Annotated in this window: 18 protein-coding genes; 12 read left to right on the forward strand and 6 right to left on the reverse strand. The window is 71.7% G+C overall.

What is annotated here, in order from left to right:
• The first annotated feature begins 72 nt into the window (after positions 1 to 72).
• The 10 genes from VGR37_12205 to VGR37_12250 all read left to right on the forward strand — a co-directional run bounded on the left by VGR37_12205 (position 73) and on the right by VGR37_12250 (position 7,289).
• Complete coding sequence (locus VGR37_12205) at positions 73 to 378, forward strand: hypothetical protein (protein HEV2148157.1); 306 nt, start codon at positions 73 to 75, stop codon at positions 376 to 378.
• A gap of 81 nt (positions 379 to 459) precedes the next feature.
• Positions 460 to 705, forward strand: coding sequence for a molybdopterin converting factor subunit 1 (gene moaD, locus VGR37_12210; GenBank protein HEV2148158.1), 246 nt, complete (start codon positions 460 to 462; stop codon positions 703 to 705).
• A gap of 2 nt (positions 706 to 707) precedes the next feature.
• Positions 708 to 1,157: a molybdenum cofactor biosynthesis protein MoaE gene (locus tag VGR37_12215; protein ID HEV2148159.1), complete on the forward strand. Its 450-nt coding sequence runs from the start codon at positions 708 to 710 to the stop codon at positions 1,155 to 1,157.
• Positions 1,154 to 2,209 carry a GTP 3',8-cyclase MoaA gene (moaA, locus tag VGR37_12220; protein ID HEV2148160.1) on the forward strand — a complete coding sequence of 352 codons (1,056 nt, stop codon included), beginning with the start codon at positions 1,154 to 1,156 and terminating at the stop codon, positions 2,207 to 2,209. The genes VGR37_12215 and moaA overlap by 4 nt, the downstream gene beginning before the upstream one ends.
• Positions 2,206 to 2,703, forward strand: a complete 498-nt coding sequence (locus VGR37_12225) for a tRNA (cytidine(34)-2'-O)-methyltransferase (GenBank protein ID HEV2148161.1) — start codon at positions 2,206 to 2,208, stop codon at positions 2,701 to 2,703. Before moaA ends, VGR37_12225 begins: the two co-directional genes overlap by 4 nt.
• A gap of 161 nt (positions 2,704 to 2,864) precedes the next feature.
• Positions 2,865 to 3,785, forward strand: a complete 921-nt coding sequence (gene mdh, locus VGR37_12230) for a malate dehydrogenase (GenBank protein HEV2148162.1) — start codon at positions 2,865 to 2,867, stop codon at positions 3,783 to 3,785.
• A gap of 84 nt (positions 3,786 to 3,869) precedes the next feature.
• Entirely contained in the window at positions 3,870 to 4,367 is a 498-nt protein-coding gene (sdhC, locus tag VGR37_12235) for a succinate dehydrogenase, cytochrome b556 subunit (protein HEV2148163.1), read from the forward strand.
• Positions 4,364 to 4,798 carry a hypothetical protein gene (locus VGR37_12240; GenBank protein HEV2148164.1) on the forward strand — a complete coding sequence of 145 codons (435 nt, stop codon included), beginning with the start codon at positions 4,364 to 4,366 and terminating at the stop codon, positions 4,796 to 4,798. The genes sdhC and VGR37_12240 overlap by 4 nt, the downstream gene beginning before the upstream one ends.
• Positions 4,795 to 6,534 carry a succinate dehydrogenase flavoprotein subunit gene (gene sdhA / locus VGR37_12245; protein ID HEV2148165.1) on the forward strand — a complete coding sequence of 580 codons (1,740 nt, stop codon included), beginning with the start codon at positions 4,795 to 4,797 and terminating at the stop codon, positions 6,532 to 6,534. The genes VGR37_12240 and sdhA overlap by 4 nt, the downstream gene beginning before the upstream one ends.
• Complete coding sequence (locus VGR37_12250) at positions 6,534 to 7,289, forward strand: succinate dehydrogenase iron-sulfur subunit (GenBank protein ID HEV2148166.1); 756 nt, start codon at positions 6,534 to 6,536, stop codon at positions 7,287 to 7,289. Before sdhA ends, VGR37_12250 begins: the two co-directional genes overlap by 1 nt.
• 60 nt (positions 7,290 to 7,349) lie before the next feature.
• Here VGR37_12250 and VGR37_12255 read toward each other — a convergent pair whose 3' ends face one another.
• From VGR37_12255 to VGR37_12275, 5 genes are all read right to left on the reverse strand, one after another.
• The gene (locus VGR37_12255) at positions 7,350 to 7,709 is read right to left on the reverse strand and encodes a hypothetical protein (GenBank protein ID HEV2148167.1); all 360 of its coding nucleotides are present in this window, start codon (positions 7,707 to 7,709) and stop codon (positions 7,350 to 7,352) included.
• Entirely contained in the window at positions 7,706 to 8,563 is an 858-nt protein-coding gene (locus VGR37_12260) for a succinate dehydrogenase/fumarate reductase iron-sulfur subunit (protein ID HEV2148168.1), read from the reverse strand. Before VGR37_12260 ends, VGR37_12255 begins: the two co-directional genes overlap by 4 nt.
• On the reverse strand, positions 8,560 to 10,374 hold the full coding sequence (locus VGR37_12265) for a fumarate reductase/succinate dehydrogenase flavoprotein subunit (GenBank protein ID HEV2148169.1): 1,815 nt from the start codon (positions 10,372 to 10,374) through the stop codon (positions 8,560 to 8,562). The genes VGR37_12260 and VGR37_12265 overlap by 4 nt, the downstream gene beginning before the upstream one ends.
• On the reverse strand, positions 10,374 to 11,177 hold the full coding sequence (locus VGR37_12270; GenBank protein HEV2148170.1) for a hypothetical protein: 804 nt from the start codon (positions 11,175 to 11,177) through the stop codon (positions 10,374 to 10,376). The genes VGR37_12265 and VGR37_12270 overlap by 1 nt, the downstream gene beginning before the upstream one ends.
• Positions 11,178 to 11,340: 163 nt before the next feature.
• Entirely contained in the window at positions 11,341 to 12,765 is a 1,425-nt protein-coding gene (locus VGR37_12275) for a M28 family metallopeptidase (protein HEV2148171.1), read from the reverse strand.
• Between the two features lie 167 nt (positions 12,766 to 12,932).
• Between VGR37_12275 and VGR37_12280 the strand changes: the two genes are divergently transcribed.
• The gene (locus VGR37_12280) at positions 12,933 to 13,991 is read left to right on the forward strand and encodes a hypothetical protein (protein HEV2148172.1); all 1,059 of its coding nucleotides are present in this window, start codon (positions 12,933 to 12,935) and stop codon (positions 13,989 to 13,991) included.
• Positions 13,992 to 14,128: 137 nt separating this feature from the next.
• Here the strand turns inward: VGR37_12280 and VGR37_12285 are convergent, their stop codons facing one another.
• On the reverse strand, positions 14,129 to 14,815 hold the full coding sequence (locus VGR37_12285) for a hypothetical protein (protein HEV2148173.1): 687 nt from the start codon (positions 14,813 to 14,815) through the stop codon (positions 14,129 to 14,131).
• A gap of 217 nt (positions 14,816 to 15,032) precedes the next feature.
• Between VGR37_12285 and VGR37_12290 the strand changes: the two genes are divergently transcribed.
• Entirely contained in the window at positions 15,033 to 17,420 is a 2,388-nt protein-coding gene (locus tag VGR37_12290; GenBank protein HEV2148174.1) for a RecQ family ATP-dependent DNA helicase, read from the forward strand.
• Positions 17,421 to 17,489 lie beyond the last annotated feature (69 nt).

Here is a 17,489-nt window from a genome sequence, read left to right on the forward strand (position 1 = left end):
CGCTGAGGCCCGCCGCGGCTGGCACGGTCCCTGCCCCCCCGGGGCGCGGACCGAACCCTGACCGGAGGGCGTATGCTGATCCAGGAAGTCGAGACGAACCTCTCCCCCGCGGAGGTGATCGAGCAGGCCCGCTCCTTCTTCTCGATGCAGTTCTCCCCCTACGGGGCCTTCGAGGTGGATTCGAGCGACTCGCACATCCGTCTCCGGACGGAGGCGGCCGACGTGAGCATCGGGGTGGGGACGCGGGACGGCAAGACGGTGGTCCGCGGCTCCAGCTCGCGGATGCACCACGAGGTGTCGCAGTTCTTCGTGACGCTCGCCCCGCCGGAGGAGGTGCGGCAGAACCTGCCGGGGCCGGGCGCTTCCGGCGCGGGGTGACGCCCGGCGCCTCCGAACCTGCGTGGGAGGGCGGGGTAGCAGGGGGTTCCTGCTGCCCCGCTTTCTCTTGCGCTCCGGCCCATGACCGTCCGCTCCCTCTTTTTCGCCACCTACCGCGACCTGGCCGGCGCCGAGGAGCTGGAGGTGGAGCTCCCCGCCGCCGCGACGGTGCGCGACCTGGTCCGCGAGCTGCGCGCCGCCCGGCCGGGCCTCGCCGCGCTCCCGGACTCTCCCGCCGTCGCCGTGAACCTGGAGTACGCCCCGCTCTCCACGCCGCTGAGCGACGGGGACGAGGTCGCCTTCATCCCGCCGGTGGCCGGAGGGTGACGGTGTCGGCGACCCGGTTCCACGTCACCCGCGACCCGATCGACGCCGCGGCGCTCCTCCGGGACACGGTGGCTCCCTCGGACGGCGCGGCGCTCCTCTTCTGGGGCGTCGTCCGCAACGAGCACGGGGGGCGGCCGGTGAGCCACCTGGAGTACGAGGCGTACGCCCCCATGGCCGAGGCGAAGCTCCGCGAGATCGCCGCCGAGGCGCGGGAGCGGTGGGGGACGGGGGAGATCGCGGTGGTGCACCGGGTGGGACGGCTGGAGGTGGGGGAGGCGAGCGTCGCCATCGTCGTGGCTTCGCCCCACCGCGCGGAGGCGTACGAGGCGTCGCGCTACGTGATCGAGGAGCTGAAGCGGCGCGTCCCCGTCTGGAAGCGGGAGGGGTACGTGGACGGAGACTCGGAGTGGGTGCCGGGCTTCACCCCGCAGGTGGAGGAGGGGGCACGGTGAGCGGGCCGCTGGTGCAGATCGGGGGGACCACCCCTCCGGCGGAGCGGCGCGAGGTCCCGGAGGCCGGCCCCATGCGGGACGGCTTCGGGCGGCGCATCGAGTACCTGCGCATCTCCGTGACGGACAAGTGCAACCTCCGCTGCGTCTACTGCATGCCGGAGGAGGGGCTGCCCTGGCTCCGGCGCGAGGAGATCCTGCGCTACGAGGAGATCGCGGAGCTGGTGCGGGTCATGGCGGGGATGGGGCTGCGGCGGGTGCGGCTGACCGGGGGCGAGCCGCTGGTGAGGCGCGACCTCCCCGAGCTGGTGCGGCTGATCCGCGCGGTCCCGGAGATCGAGGACGTGGCCCTTTCCACCAACGCGGTGCTGCTGGCCGACCAGGCGGGGGCGCTGCGCGAGGCGGGGGTGGACCGGGTGAACGTTTCCCTGGACTCGCTCCGCCCGGAGCGGATCGACGCCATCTCGCGTCGCGCCGGGTCCGCGGAGGCGATCTTCGCGGGGCTCATGGCCGCCGAGCGGGCGGGGTTCGCGCCGATCAAGGTGAACTGCGTGGTGATGCGCGGCCGCAACGACGACGAGGTCGCGGACTTCGCCGCGGTCACGCGCGAGCGCCCCTGGCACGTTCGCTTCATCGAGGTGATGCCCACCGGCGACAACCTGGGCGTGTCGCAGGACGAGTACGTGTCGGCGGACGAGATGCTGGCGCGGGTCCGCGAGGTCGGCGACCTGCGGCCGGTGCCGGGGCCGGCGGGGAACGGGCCGGCGCGCTACCATGCCTTCCCGGGCGCCGCGGGGACGGTGGGCGTCATCACGCCCATGAGCCACAACTACTGCGGGAGCTGCAACCGGATGCGCCTCACGGCCGACGGGCAGCTCCGCCCCTGCCTCTTCGGCCACCTGCAGACCGACCTGCGCGGGCCGCTCCGCCGCGGCGAGCCCATCGAGCCGCGGGTGCGCGAGACGCTGCGGATCAAGCCGGAGCGGCACTGGCTGGTGCAGGGGAGCGACGCGGGGAGCGGCGGGCTGCGGGCGCTCTCGCAGGTGGGGGGATGACGGACGCGGCGGACCCGTCGGGAATGCCCGCCGATCCCGTCCACGTCGCCCTCTTCGAGCCGGAGATCCCGGGGAACGCCGGCGCCGTGGCGCGCACCTGCGGCGCGGCGGGCGCCCCGCTGCACCTGATCGGCCGGTTGGGCTTCTCCTTCACGCACCCCAAGGCGAAGCGGGCGCTGATGGACTACTGGCAGCACGTGGAGTACCACGTGCACGCCGCCTGGGCGGACTTCGCCGCGCAGGTGGAGGGGCGCCGTGTCTGGAGCTTCACCACCAGGGCGGAGCGCACGCTCTGGGACGCCCGCTTCGCCCCCGGCGACGTGCTCCTCTTCGGGCCGGAGTCGCGGGGGCTCCCGGACGCCCTCATCGCCGACCCCGCCCACGCCGTCCGCATCCCCATGCGGCCGGAGACGCGCTCGCTCAACCTCTCCACCTCCGTCGGGATCGCGCTGTACGAAGCGCTCCGCCAGCTCTCCCCTCCCGAGCTCCGCTGACCGCGCCCCGGCGGACCATTTCCGAGCTTCCAGCATCCCCCGAAACGACTGTGTATCCGGGGTGTCCCGTTTGGTTGACACCGCGGGGGCGGGGGTCTAATTTGGCGCGGAACCGGGCGAAAATCGCGGTTTTTCGGGCCAACACTCCAGCTTCCGGATAAATGGACAAGATTACGGTAGTCGGCGCCGGGAATGTGGGCGCCACCGCGGCGCAGCGCGTCGCCGAGAAGGAGCTCGCGCGCCAGGTCGTCCTGATCGACATCGCCGAGGGGATCCCGCAGGGGAAGGGGCTCGACCAGTGGGAGTCCGCGCCCATCGAGGGCTTCGACGCGCGCGTGATCGGGACCAACGGATACGAGGAGTCTGCCGGGTCGGGGATCTACATCGTCACGGCCGGGATCGCCCGCAAGCCGGGGATGAGCCGCGACGACCTGCTGACCACCAACGCCGGGATCGTCCGCCAGGTCTCCGAGAACATCGCCCGGGTCTCCCCGGACGCCATCATCATCATGGTCAGCAACCCGCTGGACGTGATGTGCTACGTGGCGATGCAGGCCTCCGGCTTCCCGCGCGAGCGGGTGATCGGGATGGCGGGGGTGCTGGACACGGCGCGCTACCGCTCGTTCATCGCCATGGAGCTGGACGTGTCCGTCGAGGACATCCAGGCGATGGTGCTGGGCGGGCACGGCGACACCATGGTGCCGCTGATCTCCTACACCACCGTCTCCGGGATCCCCGTCACCCAGCTCATGGACCGGGCGACGCTGGACGCCATCGTGGACCGCACCCGCAACGGCGGCGCGGAGATCGTGAAGTACCTCAAGACCGGCTCCGCCTACTACGCCCCCTCGGCGGGCGCGGTGCAGATGGCCGAGGCGATCGTCAAGGACAAGAAGCGGATCCTCCCCTGCGCCGCGTGGCTGCAGGGCGAGTACGGGATGAGCGACCTGTTCCTGGGCGTCCCCTGCAAGCTGGGGCGGAACGGCCTGGAGCGGGTGATCGAGGTGGAGCTGACCGCGGAGGAGCGTGCCGAGCTGGAGAAGTCGGCCGACGCGGTCCGCGAGCCGATGAAGCTGGTCTGAGGCTCCGACCGCACGGCGCGCCCCGGGTGACGGGGCGCGCCGTGTTCGTGTTGTGTGCGCTATGTATCCCCCGGAGACTGCATCATGGCCAACGCGCGACGCACCTCCCTCGGCAACTCGCTCAGCTACCGCGGGCGCGAGGGGATGTGGACGTGGATCCTGCACCGGGTGACGGGGCTGGGCATCCTGCTCTTCCTCATCATCCACGTGGTGGAGACCGCCACCGTCATCTATTTCCCGGACATCTACGACAACTTCCTGGCGAGCTACAAGACCGGGCTCTTCCGCTTCGCGGAGCTCATCATCTTCTTCTCGGTCCTCTTCCACGCCGTGAACGGGCTGCGGATCATCGTGCAGGACTTCTGGCCGTACGTGATGGAGCGGCAGCGGCAGCTCGTGTGGGCGTCCGCGGTGGTGGTGGTGCTCGCGATGCTCCCCGTGACCTGGATGATGCTCGCGCCGCTCTTCGGGCTGGCGGAGGAGCCCGGCGTGCAGCGGCACCGGGAGCGGTGCGCGCAGTTCCCCGACGCCCCGGCCTGCATCGAGACGGCCGGCCACGCCGACGGGGAGGTGGTCCTGTGAGCGCCCCCGCGCAGGTGGTGGAGCGCGGCTCCGCGCGCGGCGGCGGCGGGTACCTCCGTCCCACGGGGAAGCGCAGCAACTTCGAGGTGCTCTCCTGGTTCTTCATGCGCATCTCGGGGCTCGTCCTGATCTTCCTTTCGCTGTACCACCTGGTGTGGTGGAACCTCGTGATCGGGGTGGAGCACCTGGACTCGGCCGTGGTGATCGAGCGCTGGAACAACCCCTTCTGGCGCCTCTTCAACGTGGCGCTCGTGCTCTTCGCCATGCTGCACGGCCTGAACGGCGCCCGCTACAACATCGAGGACTACGTCCGGAGTCCAGGGCGTCAGCTGGCGGTCAAGGCGGTGGTGTACACGATCGTGCTCGGCGCGATGACGGTGGCGGTGTTCGCGCTGCTCACCTTCGACCCCGCGACCCTCGTCAACCGATGATCCATACCCATACGTACGACGCCCTGGTCGTCGGCGGCGGGGGGGCCGGGCTCATGTCCGCGATCTACCTCTCCCGCCAGCCCGGCCTCCGCACGGCGGTGATCTCCAAGCTGTACCCCACCCGCTCGCACACCGGAGCCGCGCAGGGCGGGATCGGCGCGGCGCTGGCGAACCTGGAGGAGGACAGCCCGGAGTGGCACGCGTTCGACACCGTGAAGGGGTCGGACTACCTGGGCGACCAGGACGCCATCGAGGTCATGTGCAACGAGGCCGTCGACGTGATCGTGGAGCTGGAGCACATGGGGCTCCCCTTCTCGCGCACGGAGGACGGCAGGATCGCCCAGCGCCCCTTTGGCGGGCACACCCACCACTTCGGGCAGGGCCCGGTGCGCCGCTCGTGCTACGCGGCGGACCGCACGGGGCACATGATCCTCCAGACCCTGTACCAGAACTGCATCAAGAACGGGGTCGACTTCTTCGACGAGTTCCAGGTGGTGGACGTCCTCATCGAGGACGGCCGCTGCTGCGGGGTGGTGGCCTGGCACATCGACACGGGCGACCTGCACGTGTTCCGCGCCAAGGCGGTGAACTTCACCACCGGCGGGCACGGGCGCATCTGGTCCATCACCTCCAACGCCTACGCCAACACGGGCGACGGGGTGGCGGTGGCGCTCCGGCGCGGGGTGCCGCTGCAGGACATGGAGTTCTACCAGTTCCACCCCACCGGGATCTACAAGCTGGGGATCCTGATCACGGAGGGGGTGCGCGGCGAGGGCGGGGTGCTCCGCAACGACCACGGCGAGCGCTTCATGGAGCGCTACGCCCCCACCATGAAGGACCTGGCCTCGCGCGACGTGGTGGCCCGCGCCATCAACCGGGAGATCCGGGAGGGGCGGGGGATCAACGGGAAGAAGTACGTCTACCTGGACGCCACGCACCTGGGCTCCGAGGTGATCGAGAAGAAGCTCCCGGACATCGCGGACTTCTGCCGCACCTACCTGGGCGTGGACCCGGTGAAGGACCCCATGCCCATCCAGCCCACGGCGCACTACGCCATGGGCGGGATCCCCACCGACGTGAACTGCCGCGTGTTGGGCGACGCCGACAACACCGTGATCCCGGGCTTCTACGCGGCCGGCGAGTGCGCCTGCGTCTCGGTGCACGGCGCCAACCGGCTGGGGACCAACTCGCTCCTGGACCTGGTGGTGTTCGGCAAGCGGTCGGGGCTGGACATGGCGCGCTACTGCCGGGAGGCGGAGCTGCCGCCGCTCCCGCCCAACCCGACGGCGCGGGTGGAGGAGACCTTCGCACGCCTGCTGGCGACGGAGAAGGGCGAGCCCGCGGCCCGGCTCCGCGAGGAGATGCAGGACACGATGCAGGACAACGTCGGCATCTTCCGCGAGGGCGCCGGGATGGAGGAGGCGCTCCGGAAGGTGCGCGGGCTGAAGGAGCGCTACGCCAACGTGGTGGTGATGGACAAGGGGCGCCGCTTCAACACGGACCTGCTGGAGGCCTGGGAGGCGGGGAACCTCCTGGACCTGGCGGAGGTGACGGCGCTGAGCGCGCTGAACCGCACGGAGAGCCGCGGCGCCCACATGCGCGAGGACTACGAGACGCGCGACGACGCCAACTGGCTGAAGCACACGCTGGTGACGCTGGGTGACGGCGGCGAGCTGGACATCTCCTACAAGCCGGTCACGATCACCAGGTTCCAGCCGAAGGAGAGGGTGTACTGATGGCGCAGACGGCTGCCAACACGAACAGGCCCGCGGCGGCTCCTCCGGGAACCCGCAGGGTGACGCTCCGGCTCTTCCGCTTCAACCCGGAGACGGACCGGGAGCCCACCACGCGCGAGTACACCGTGAACGTCGAGCCCACAGACCGGGTGCTCGACGCGCTGAACCAGGTGAAGTGGTACGAGGACGGGACGCTCTCCTACCGCCGCTCGTGCGCCCACGGGGTGTGCGGCTCGGACGCCATGCGGATCAACGGGGTGAACCGCCTGGCGTGCAAGGTGCTGATGAAGGACATGGGCGACACGGTGACGGTGGAGCCGCTGATGGGCTTCCGGGTCATCAAGGACATGGTGGTGGACATGGAGCCCTTCTTCGCGCAGTACCGCTCCGTGCTCCCCTTCATGATCAACGACTCGCGCCCGCCGGTGCGGGAGCGCCTCCAGTCCATCGAGGACCGGGAGCGCTTCGACGACACCACCAAGTGCATCCTCTGCGCGGCGTGCACCACCTCGTGCCCGTCGTTCTGGGCGAGCGAGGAGTTCGTCGGGCCGGCGGCGATCGTCAATGCCCACCGCTTCATCTTCGACTCGCGCGACAACGGGGGGAGCGAGCGGCTGGAGATCCTGAACACCCGCGAGGGCGTGTGGCGCTGCCGCACCATCTTCAACTGCACGGACGCGTGCCCCCGCGAGATCCGGATCACCAAGGCCATCGGCGAGGTGAAGAAGGCGATCCTGTACAAGCAGACGACCTAGCGTCGGCCTGGCGGACCCCACGAGACCGGCCCCGCGTTCGCGCGGGGCCGGCTCTCCGTTTCAGCCCTCCATCTCGACCTTCGCCCAGCCCTCGACGTAGCGCAGCACGGTGTGGTTCTCGATGGATTTGAACCAGTGGTCGTGGATCTCCCGCCCCTCGGCGGTCTTCGTGAGCCAGTCCCGGAACTGGTTCGGCCCGTCCATGTCGCGCCAGTATGCCTCGTTGACGTACTTCGGCCGGTCCCTGACCGGCTTCGGGTGCGCGTAGCTGCCGGCGAAGCCCTCCAGAAGCGCCCACGTCTTCCGGTCGACGCAGCCGAACTGGCGCGAGGCGACGTCGAGCTTCGCGTCGAGCCACTCGATGAAGGCGACCTCGGAGACTCCCTTCTTGACGTCGAACAGGTGGACGACCCGGATCATGGCTTCCTCCCGCGTACGAGTTGGACGAGCTTGGCGAGTGGGTCGTAGTGCCGGTCCACCACCCGCTCCTTGAGCGGGATGATGGCGTTGTCCGTGATGGTGATGTGCTCGGGACACACCTTGGTGCAGCACTTGGTGATGTTGCAGTAGCCGATGTTGTACGCCTCCCTGAGCTCGTCCACCCGGTCCTCGGTGTCGAGGGGGTGCATCTCGAGCGCGGCGACCTGCACCAGGAACCGCGGGCCGATGAACTCCTCGTGCTTCCCGTGATCGCGCAGCACGTGGCAGACGTCCTGGCAGAGGAAGCACTCGATGCACTTGCGGAACTCCTGCACCCGGTCGACGTCGCGCTGGTCCATCCGCCAGGTGCCGTCCGGGGCGTCGGGCGCCCGCGGGCGGAACGGCTTGATGCGCTCCTTGACCCGGAAGTTCCACGACACGTCCGTCACCAGGTCGCGGAGCGGTGGGAAGGCGCGCATCGGCTCCACCGTCACCGGCTGGCCCAGGTCCAGGTCGCTGAGGCGGGTCATGCACATCAGCTTGGGCATCCCGTTGACCTCGGCCGAGCAGGAGCCGCACTTCCCCGCTTTGCAGTTCCAGCGCACCGCCAGGTCGTTGGCCTGCTCCGCCTGGATCTGGTGGACGGCGTCCAGCACCACCATCCCCTCGGACACGTCTGTGGTGTAGTCCTGGAGCCTTCCCCCCGCAGCGTCCCCGCGCCAGATGCGGAAGGTCGCCCGCTGTCCAGGCGGTGGAGCGGCCCGCTCCAGCTTCTCCGCCGCGCGCTGGCCGGCGCGCACGACCTCCTCACCCCGCGCGCCCGCGGGCGCCGCGGCCCTCTCGGTCGTGCTCATCGGTTCTCCTCGATGATCTGCTTGAGCTCCGCCGGCATCTCGCGGATGGGCTCGCGCGTGATCCGCATCTCCCCGTCGGGTCCCTTCTGGACGAGGACGTTGAAGCTGCCGTACGCCGGGTCCTTGTCCGGGTAGTCGTCGCGGAAGTGCCCGCCGCGGCTCTCCTTCCGCTCCAGCGCCGAGCGCGCCACCGCCTCGGAGACGGTGAGCAGGTTGGGGAGGTCGAGCGCGGTGTGCCAGCCGGGGTTGTACTCCCGGTTCCCCGCCACCCCCACCCGCGCCGCCCGCTCCCACAGCTCGGCGATCCCCTCCAGCGCGCGTTCCATCTCCTCCTCACGGCGCACGATTCCCACCAGCTCCTGCATCATCTCCTGGAGGTCGTACTGCACCTGGTAGGGGCCTTCGCCGGAGGCGCCGCGGTCGAACGGCTCCAGCGCGCGGCGTGCGGCCTCGTCCGCGGTCGCAGGGTCGGCGGCGGGCGGCCCGTTCTCACGGGCGAATCGGGCGGCGTGCTCTCCCGCGCGCTTGCCGAAGACCAGGAGGTCGGAGAGGGAGTTCCCCCCCAGCCGGTTGGCGCCGTGCAGGCCGGCCGCGCACTCGCCGGCGGCGAAGAGCCCCGGCACGGTGGACATCTGGGTGTCCCCGTCCACCCGGATCCCGCCCATGACGTAGTGCGTGGTCGGCCCCACCTCCATCGCCTCCCTGGTGATGTCGATGTGGGCGAGCTGCATGAACTGGTGGTACATGCTGGGGAGCTTCCTGCGGATGTGCTCCGCGGCGTCGGGGAGCCTTTCGCGGATCCAGGCGATGTCCAGGTACACCCCGCCGTGCGGGCTCCCACGCCCCTCCCGCACCTCGCGCACGATGCACCGGGCCACGTGGTCGCGGGTGAGGAGCTCCGGCGGGCGGCGGGCGTCCTTGTCGCCCTGGGTGTAGCGCCACCCCTCCTCCGGGGAGTCGGCGGTCTGCGCACGGTAGTTCTCGGGGATGTCGTCGAACATGAAGCGCCGGCCGTCGCTGTTCACCAGGATTCCCCCTTCGCCGCGCACCCCCTCCGTCACCAGGATCCCGCGCACGCTCGGCGGCCACACCATCCCCGTGGGGTGGAACTGCACGAACTCCATGTCCTGCAGCGCCGCTCCCGCGTGGTAGGCCAGGGCGTGCCCGTCCCCGGTGTACTCCCACGAGTTGCTGGTGATCTTGTACGCCCGCCCGATCCCGCCGGTCGCCAGCACCACCGCTCGGGCGCGGAAGAGGCGGAAGCGCCCCCGCTCGCGGTCGTAGGCGAAAGCCCCCGAGACCCGCTCCCCGTCCAGCAGGAGGGTGAGCACCGTGCATTCCATGTGCACGTCGATCCCCCGGTGCACCCCGTGGTCCTGAAGGGTGCGGATCATCTCCAGCCCGGTGCGGTCGCCGACGTGGGCCAGGCGCGGGTAGCGGTGCCCCCCGAAGTTGCGCTGCAGGATGCGGCCGTCGGCGGTGCGGTCGAAGAGCGCGCCCCACGCCTCCAGCTCGCGGATCCGCTCCGGGGCCTCCCTGGCGTGCAGCTCGGCCATCCGCCAGTTGTTGAGGTACTGACCTCCGCGCATGGTGTCGGCGAAGTGCACCTGCCAGCTGTCGCGCTCGTCCACGTTCCCCATCGCCGCCGCCGCGCCGCCCTCGGCCATCACGGTGTGGGCCTTCCCCAGGAGCGACTTGCAGATCAGCCCCACCGAGACCCCTTCCGCCGCCGCGGCGATCGCGGCCCGGAGCCCCGCCCCCCCCGCGCCGATCACCAGCACGTCGTGCTCGTGGGTCTGGTATTCGGCCATCAGAGGATCCTCCAGTCCGTCCAGATCCCCATCGAGCACATCCGCACGTAGAGGTCGGCGAAGGCCACGCCGATGAGGCTGGCCCACGCCCACTTCATGTGATGGCCGTTGAGGCGGCTGCACCCCTGGTAGCAGGCGTGCTGCGCCGGGTGCCGGGAAAGCTGGTCGATCCGCCCACCCACCAGGTGGCGCAGCGAGTGGCAGCCCAGCGTGTAGCCGCTCAGCAGCACCACGTTGAGGGTGAGCACCAGCGTCCCGAGCCCCACGCCGAACTCGGTCCTCCCCGTGGCCTCGTCGGCGAACCAGAACGCCTTCCAGGCGTCGTAGGCCAGGATCACGAGGAACAACAGGGCGATGTAGAGGAAGTACCGATGGGCGTTCTGCAGGATCAGGGGGAAGAAGCGCTCCCCCAGGTAGCCCTTGCGCGGCTCCCCCACGGTGCAGGCGGGCGGGTCGGCCCAGAACGCCCTGTAGTAGGCGCCGCGGTAGTAGTAGCAGGTGAAGCGGAAGAGGCCGGGGAAGGGGAGGATGAGCAGCGCCGGGGAGAAGAGGAGCCACCCCGGCCACCACGCCGGCTTCGGTCCGAGCCAGGCGTGCGGCGAGCTGCCCCAGAGCTCCGGCGAGTAGAAGGGCGAGAGGTACGGTCCGAAGGTGTAGTGCTCGCCCTGGAGGGCGGCCCAGGTGGCGTAGACGACGAAGGACGCCAGGATCGTGAAGGTCACCGCGGGCTGTACCCACCAGGCGTCGCGGCGCGAGGTCTGACCGAAGCGGCGTGGCTGGATCACCACGGGGAGAGTGGACATCGATCGTTGCGCTCCTGGTGGGGGACAGGGCGAGCTTCGGAGTTCGTTGGTCCGGCGATAAACTATAGATGAGCGGCGGAGGGGCGTCAGGCAAGGATTTCTGCCGTCGGCGGACCCGGACGGCCGGCTCCTCGCCCCGGGCCCGGCGGCTCGTCTCCCGGCTTCAGTTCGCCGCGGCCGGTGTGCCGAACGGCAGCCGCTCCGGCATGTCGGCGACGACGAAGGCCATCACCGCCATCGCCGCCACCGACTCGGCGAATTCGCGCGGGTCCAGCTTGTCCAGGGTGTCCGCGTCGGTGTGGTGGTACCAGAAGTACTCGGTGGGCTCCACGGCGAGCCCCATCCCCGGGACCCCCAGCGCCATGATGGGGCCGATGTCCGCGCCGCCGCCGCCCCGGGTGACGTTGCCGGCGTCGATCCGCTCCAGCAGGCTCCCTACCTGGCGCACCAGGGCGTACGCCGAGTCCGGGCCGGTGAAGCCGAAGCCGGTGGGCTTGAACACTCCCGCGTCCGACTCGATGGCGAGGACGTGGTTCGGGACCTGGGCGCGGTGCCGGTCGCGGTAGGCATTGGCGCCCCGCAGGCCGTTCTCCTCGTTGGTCCAGAGCACCACGCGGACCGTGCGGCGCGGGCGGAGCCCCAGCTCCTTCATCAGCCGCACCGCCTCCCACGCGGCCACGCTCCCGCCGGCATCGTCCATGGCGCCCTGGCCCACGTCCCACGAGTCGATGTGCCCGCCGAGCACCACCACCTCGTTGGGGCGCTCGCGCCCGCGGATCTCGGCGACCACGTTGCGCGACTGCGCGTCCGGGAGCGTCTGCGCGTTCATCTCCAGCCGCACCCGGGGGCGCTCGCCGCGCTCCTGCATGCGGTGGAGCATCATGGCGTCCTCCACCGTGATCGCGGCGTGCGGGATCTTCGCGACCGCGGTGTCGTAGCGCATGCTGCCGGTGTGCGGCGTCTTCATGGAGAAGGGCGTGACCGAGCGGACCAGGCTCGCGACTGCGCCCACGCGGGCCGCCTCGATGGCGCCGTTGGTCCGGTAGCGCACCGTCGCGCCGTAGGTGGTGAAGGGGACGTCGAAGACGACGATCTTCCCGCGTGCCTCGGCGGCGCGGCGGGTCAGCTCGTCGAAGCTCCCCACCACCAGAACCTCGGCGGTGATCCCCCCGGGCGGCGTGGCGATGCTCCCGCCCAGCCCCAGCATGGGGAGGCTCTGCAGGCGGGGCGAGACCATCTCTGCGGACTCCCGGCCGCGCACCCAGTGCGGCACCATCACGGGCTCGCCGCGGACGTTGTCCAGCCCGTCCTTCCGCATCTCGGCGAGGATCCAGTCGATGGCCGCCTCCAGGTTGGGCGAGCCGCTGAACCGGGGGCCGAAGCGGTCCACCAGCACGGCGAGGCGGTTCCAGCCGGTGCTGTCCGCCAGGGCGCGGTCGATCAGCCGGTCGGCGCGCTCCCGGTACGCGGCGGTCACGGGACCGGCGGCCTGGGCGGCGCCGGGGGTCTGCGCGGGGACGCTCGCGGGCAGGGCGGCCGCGGCCAGTGCCGCCGCGACGAGGGCGCGGGAGAACGATGCTCGCTTCATGGCATACGGGGACAGGGCGGAGCGGTTCTGGCGTGAACGCTTGAACATACGGCGGGCGCACCTCCGGCGCCAACCTTCCACGTCACGCGCCGACGGCAAACGAAATCGGCGCCGCCGTGTACGGGGAAACACGTGTGTCGCTCGAACGCGTTGCCCGCCAGAGGATCATGAAGCTTCTTATTCTCTCCGCCGGTCTCCTCTTCCTGGGGGGCGCCGCGCTGTCCGCGGCGGCCCAGGCGGACGGCCCGGCGGTGGCCGGCCGGGTGGTGGCGGCGGACGGGGGGAGTGTCGCGGGGGTGCGCGTCGTCCTCTCGGACGGGGCGTTCGCGGAATCGGCGACGGTCGGTTCCGACGGGAGGTTTGTGCTCCCGCTGCCGAAAGGGGTCGGCCGCGACGGGTTGACGCTGGCGGTCCGCGAGGGCGATGCGGCGGCGGCGCGCTACCACCCGGCGGAGGTGCGCGTGGAGGCGAAGGACGTGGACGAGGGGCAGGACTTCGTGCTCGTGCCCCGGGAGTGGACCATCCCCGCGGGGGCGTACGCCGGCGAGCGGGTGGAGATCAGTCCGCGCCTCGCCTTCGCGCCGGTGTGCGACGGGTGCTCGGCGTTCCTGCGGCGCGGCGCCGGCACCGAGGCGGGGGTGCGCACCTGGCCGGAGGCGTTCTTCCCTCTGCGGGTCGTCTTCGACCGGGAGTTCTCCGGCGCGCCGGTCACCGCGCGCGACTCGGTCTGGTTCTGGCGCGGGGCGGAGGCGCTGGAGCGCGACTTCGGCGCCCGGCTGGTGCGCCCGGCCCGGTTCAGCGAGGCGGCCGCCGTGGGCGACAGCACGCCCAACGACATCATCTACGTGCAGATCGACCCGTCGCTCCGCGCGGCCGGGCTGGGAGTGAGCGGGGCCTACGGCCGCGACATCGTCTACGGCGAGGTGCGGCTGCAGCGGGGCTCCCTCCTCGCCGAGCCGAGCGGAGCCGGCCTGGTCGCGCACGAGCTGCTGCACGCCCTCGGGTTCGGCCACACCTGCAGCTGGCGCTCGGTGATGGCGCTGGAGTCGCGCTGCCCGGCCAAGCGCGCGCCGCGCGCCACCGCGGAGGACGTGGCGTACGCCCAGGTGGTGCGCCGCGTGCGGGAGCTGCAGCGGGAGCACGGGGCGCGCTGGGGGCTGGAGGCGGCGCTCGCGGGGGAGGAGAGCCGGCCGGCGGCGGCCGCACCGGATGCGCGGGAGCACTGATGGCGGACCGCCGACACAGCCGGCAGGAACCTGCTCCCCCGGCAGACGCTTCAGCAGACAGAAAGGCCCCGCACCGTGAGTGGTGCCGGGGCCTCGTTCCGTCCGTCCGCGCGCCGACAGGTCGGGGGGTTAGAACGCTACGGCTCCTCGATCTCGGGCCGGAGCACCACCAGGACGTCGCGCGATCCCGAGGCGTCCTCCCAGCGCAGCAGCGCGGCGTCCTCCCGCTGCGTCGAGGTCTGCACGTTCCCCACCGTGGCCTCGTCGCCGGAGCGCACCACCACGACCGTCGCGGCGTCCACCGGGGAGGCGTCCACCCCGTAGCCGTACGGGTCCGTCACCTCGTCGCGGAGACGGGCCCGCACCTCCAGCCGCACCCGGCCGTCGTCCTGGACCGTGGGGGTCACCACGAGCTCCGGGCCCTGGGCGCGTGCGGTGCCGTAGGGCCCCACGCGCAGGCTCCCGCTCCCCAGGGCGGCGGTGGAGCCGGAGAGCGCCAGCACCTGCATCCGCGTGTCGGAGCGGACGAGCCGCCGGTCGTGGGCCAGCTCCACGAAGGCGGAGAAGGGGATGCCGGCGACCTCGCCGACGGCGCCGACGCCCCCTCTCCCGCGCCGGCCCCTCCCCGGGTCGGCCAGGATGCGGCCGCCGCCCGCCTGGGCGTACCGAAGGCCGATGCGCCGGGCCTCGGCGCGGTCGATCAGCAGGACGTGGGCGTGCACGCGGACGTGCGGCGCTCCGGAGCCGGCCGCCGCCTGCGCGGAACCCGGGCCGGGGGCCGCCACGGAGAGCGTGAGCCCGGCCAGGAGGAGGAGTGCTCGCATGATCACCTCGGATGACGTGTGTGCCGGAACCGTACCCGGAACGCCGCCGATCGTTCGATCGCGGAGCCGCGCCTTCTCCAGGCCGTCCCTCATCCGTCCCGCCGCACCTGCCGATACTCCCGGTCCGGCCCCTCCCCCGCGGCGGACCCTCCCGCCCCCATTCGTGTACAGGCAGCCGCCGTGATCCTGTACCCTTCGTGAACTCCCGCTGACCGTGATGGCATCCGACGCCCCCAGAGCCGACGCGCCCGCCGACCCGACGCTCGACCCCGCACGCGAGGTCCTGCACCGGTGCTGGGGGTACCCGGACTTCCGGCCGGGGCAGGACCAGGCCGTCCGCAACGTCCTTTCCGGGCGCGACTCGCTCACGGTGATGCCCACCGGGGGAGGGAAGTCGCTCTGCTACCAGGTCCCGGCGATGATGCTCCCCGGCGTCACCATCGTGGTGTCGCCGCTGATCTCGCTGATGAAGGACCAGGTCGACACCCTGGACGCCCGGGGCCTCCCCGCCACCTTCATCAACTCCACGTTGAGCGGGAGCGAGATGGCGGCGCGCCTGAACGGCGCCGAGCGGGGCGAGTACAAGCTCCTCTACGTCGCCCCGGAGCGGTTCGACGCCGAGAGCTTCCAGGACCGCCTCGCGCGCCTGAACGTGTCTCTCCTGGCGGTGGACGAGGCCCACTGCGTCTCCGAGTGGGGGCACGACTTCCGCCCCTCGTACCTGCGGCTCGGCCGCGTCCGCGAGGCGCTCGGCAGCCCGCCGGTTGCGGCGCTGACCGCCACGGCCACGGAGGAGGTCCGCCGCGACATCGTCCGGCAGCTCGACCTGCGCGACCCCGAGGTGCTGGTCACCGGGTTCGACCGCCGGAACCTGAACTGGCACGTGCTGCGGGCCAAGAACGACTCCGAGAAGGACCGCCTGCTCCTAAAGCTCCTGCGCGGGCGCGAGGGCTCCGCCATCGTGTACGCCTCCACGCGCAAGAGCGTGGACGCCCTGGCCTCGCTCCTGAACGGGGTAGGCGTGCGGGCGGTGGGGTACCACGCCGGGCTGGTGGACGGCGAGCGGAAGCGGATCCAGGAAGCGTTCATGAGCGGCGAGGTCCCCGCGGTGGTGGCGACCAACGCCTTCGGGATGGGGATCGACAAGTCCGACGTCCGCATCGTGGTGCACTACAACATGCCCGGCAACATGGAGGCGTACTACCAGGAGGCCGGGCGCGCCGGGCGGGACGGCGCCCCCTCCGAGTGCGTCCTGCTGCACGCGTACCAGGACCGCTTCACCCACGAGTTCTTCATCGAACAGGGCAACCCGCCCCGCAAGGTGGTGGAGGAGGTGATGCGCGGCCTGCGCAACGGGGTGGACTCCTCCGGGCTCTTCTCCATCCCGATCCCGGAGTTCGCGGCCACCCTCCCGGGGATGAAGGGCGACCGGCAGGTGTACTCCTCGCTCCGCATCCTGCAGGACTTCGGGCTGGTGCGGCAGAGCCCCGCCGGCGGCGCCGCGCTGCGCGTGCGGCTCATCGCCACCCCCAAGCGCATCACCCGCGAGCTGGGCGAGGCGGGGCGCGACGCCGAGGTGGCGCTCCTCCGCCAGCTCTGGAAGGTCGGCGGGGGCGAGGCCGTGTACCGCGGCGTGGAGCTGGAGTGGCGCGACCTGGGGCCCCGCGCGCGCGTGGCAGGGCTGCTGGACGCGCTGGAGGCGGAGGGCTTCGTGGAGTGGAGCGCCTGGAGCGGCGAGGGCGTGGTGGTGCTCGACCGCTCCACCCCCGTGCAGCGTCTCCCCATCGACTGGCAGGGGCTGGAGGCCAAGAAGCGGCGCGACACCCGCAAGCTGGCCGAGATGCAGCGCTATGCCTACGCGGAGGGGTGCCGGCGCGGCTTCGTCCTGCGCTACTTCGGCGACGCGGCCGCCATGGACGAGTGCGGCGCCTGCGACAACTGCATGCGGGCCGGCGGCGGCGGGATCCTACCGGCCGGGGCGGCGGGCGCGCCGGGGGAGACGCCCTCCCACGCCGCCGCCGCCGCCCCCCAGGCGCCCCCTTCCGAGGCCGAGGAGGCGCTCTTCGCCGAGCTGCGGGAGGTGCGCAAGCGGGTGGCGCTGCGGGCCGGGATCCCGCCGTACTTCGTGTTTCCGGACTCGGTGCTGCGCACCTTCGCGTCGCGCTGCCCCGCCACCCCCGAGGAGCTGCTCGCCGTCCCCGGGGTGGGGGAGAAGACCCTGGAGAAGTACGGGCACCCTTTCCTGGAGGTCCTCCAGCGGCACGCCCCCGACCACCCGGGCGCCGAGGTCGCGGAGCCCGAGCCGCGCGCGCGCCGGGCGCGGCGGAAGGAGGAGCGCCCCGGCCCCGCCGACGGGCGCGAGGCGGAGCTGTATGGGCGGCTGTGCTCGCTCCGCACCGAGCTGTCGCGCGAGGCGAAGCTCCCCCCGTACTGCGTCTTCGCCGACCGCACGCTGGTGGAGCTGGCGAAGCGCGCCCCGCGCGACGAAGCGGAGATGCTGGACGTGCCGGGGATCGGCCCGGCCAAGATGGAGAAGTACGGCGAAGCGTTCCTGCGGGCCATCCGCGAGGCCGCGGCCGGGGAGGCGGAGGGCTCCCGCGCCTGAGGTCTCTTTCCGGGCGGCGTGCGCGGGCTTACATTCCGGTGTTTTTCGCGCGCGACCCGTCGCCCTCGA

Source organism: Longimicrobiaceae bacterium (assembly GCA_035936415.1).
In the GTDB taxonomy this organism is placed as follows: Bacteria; Gemmatimonadota; Gemmatimonadetes; order Longimicrobiales; family Longimicrobiaceae; genus JAFAYN01.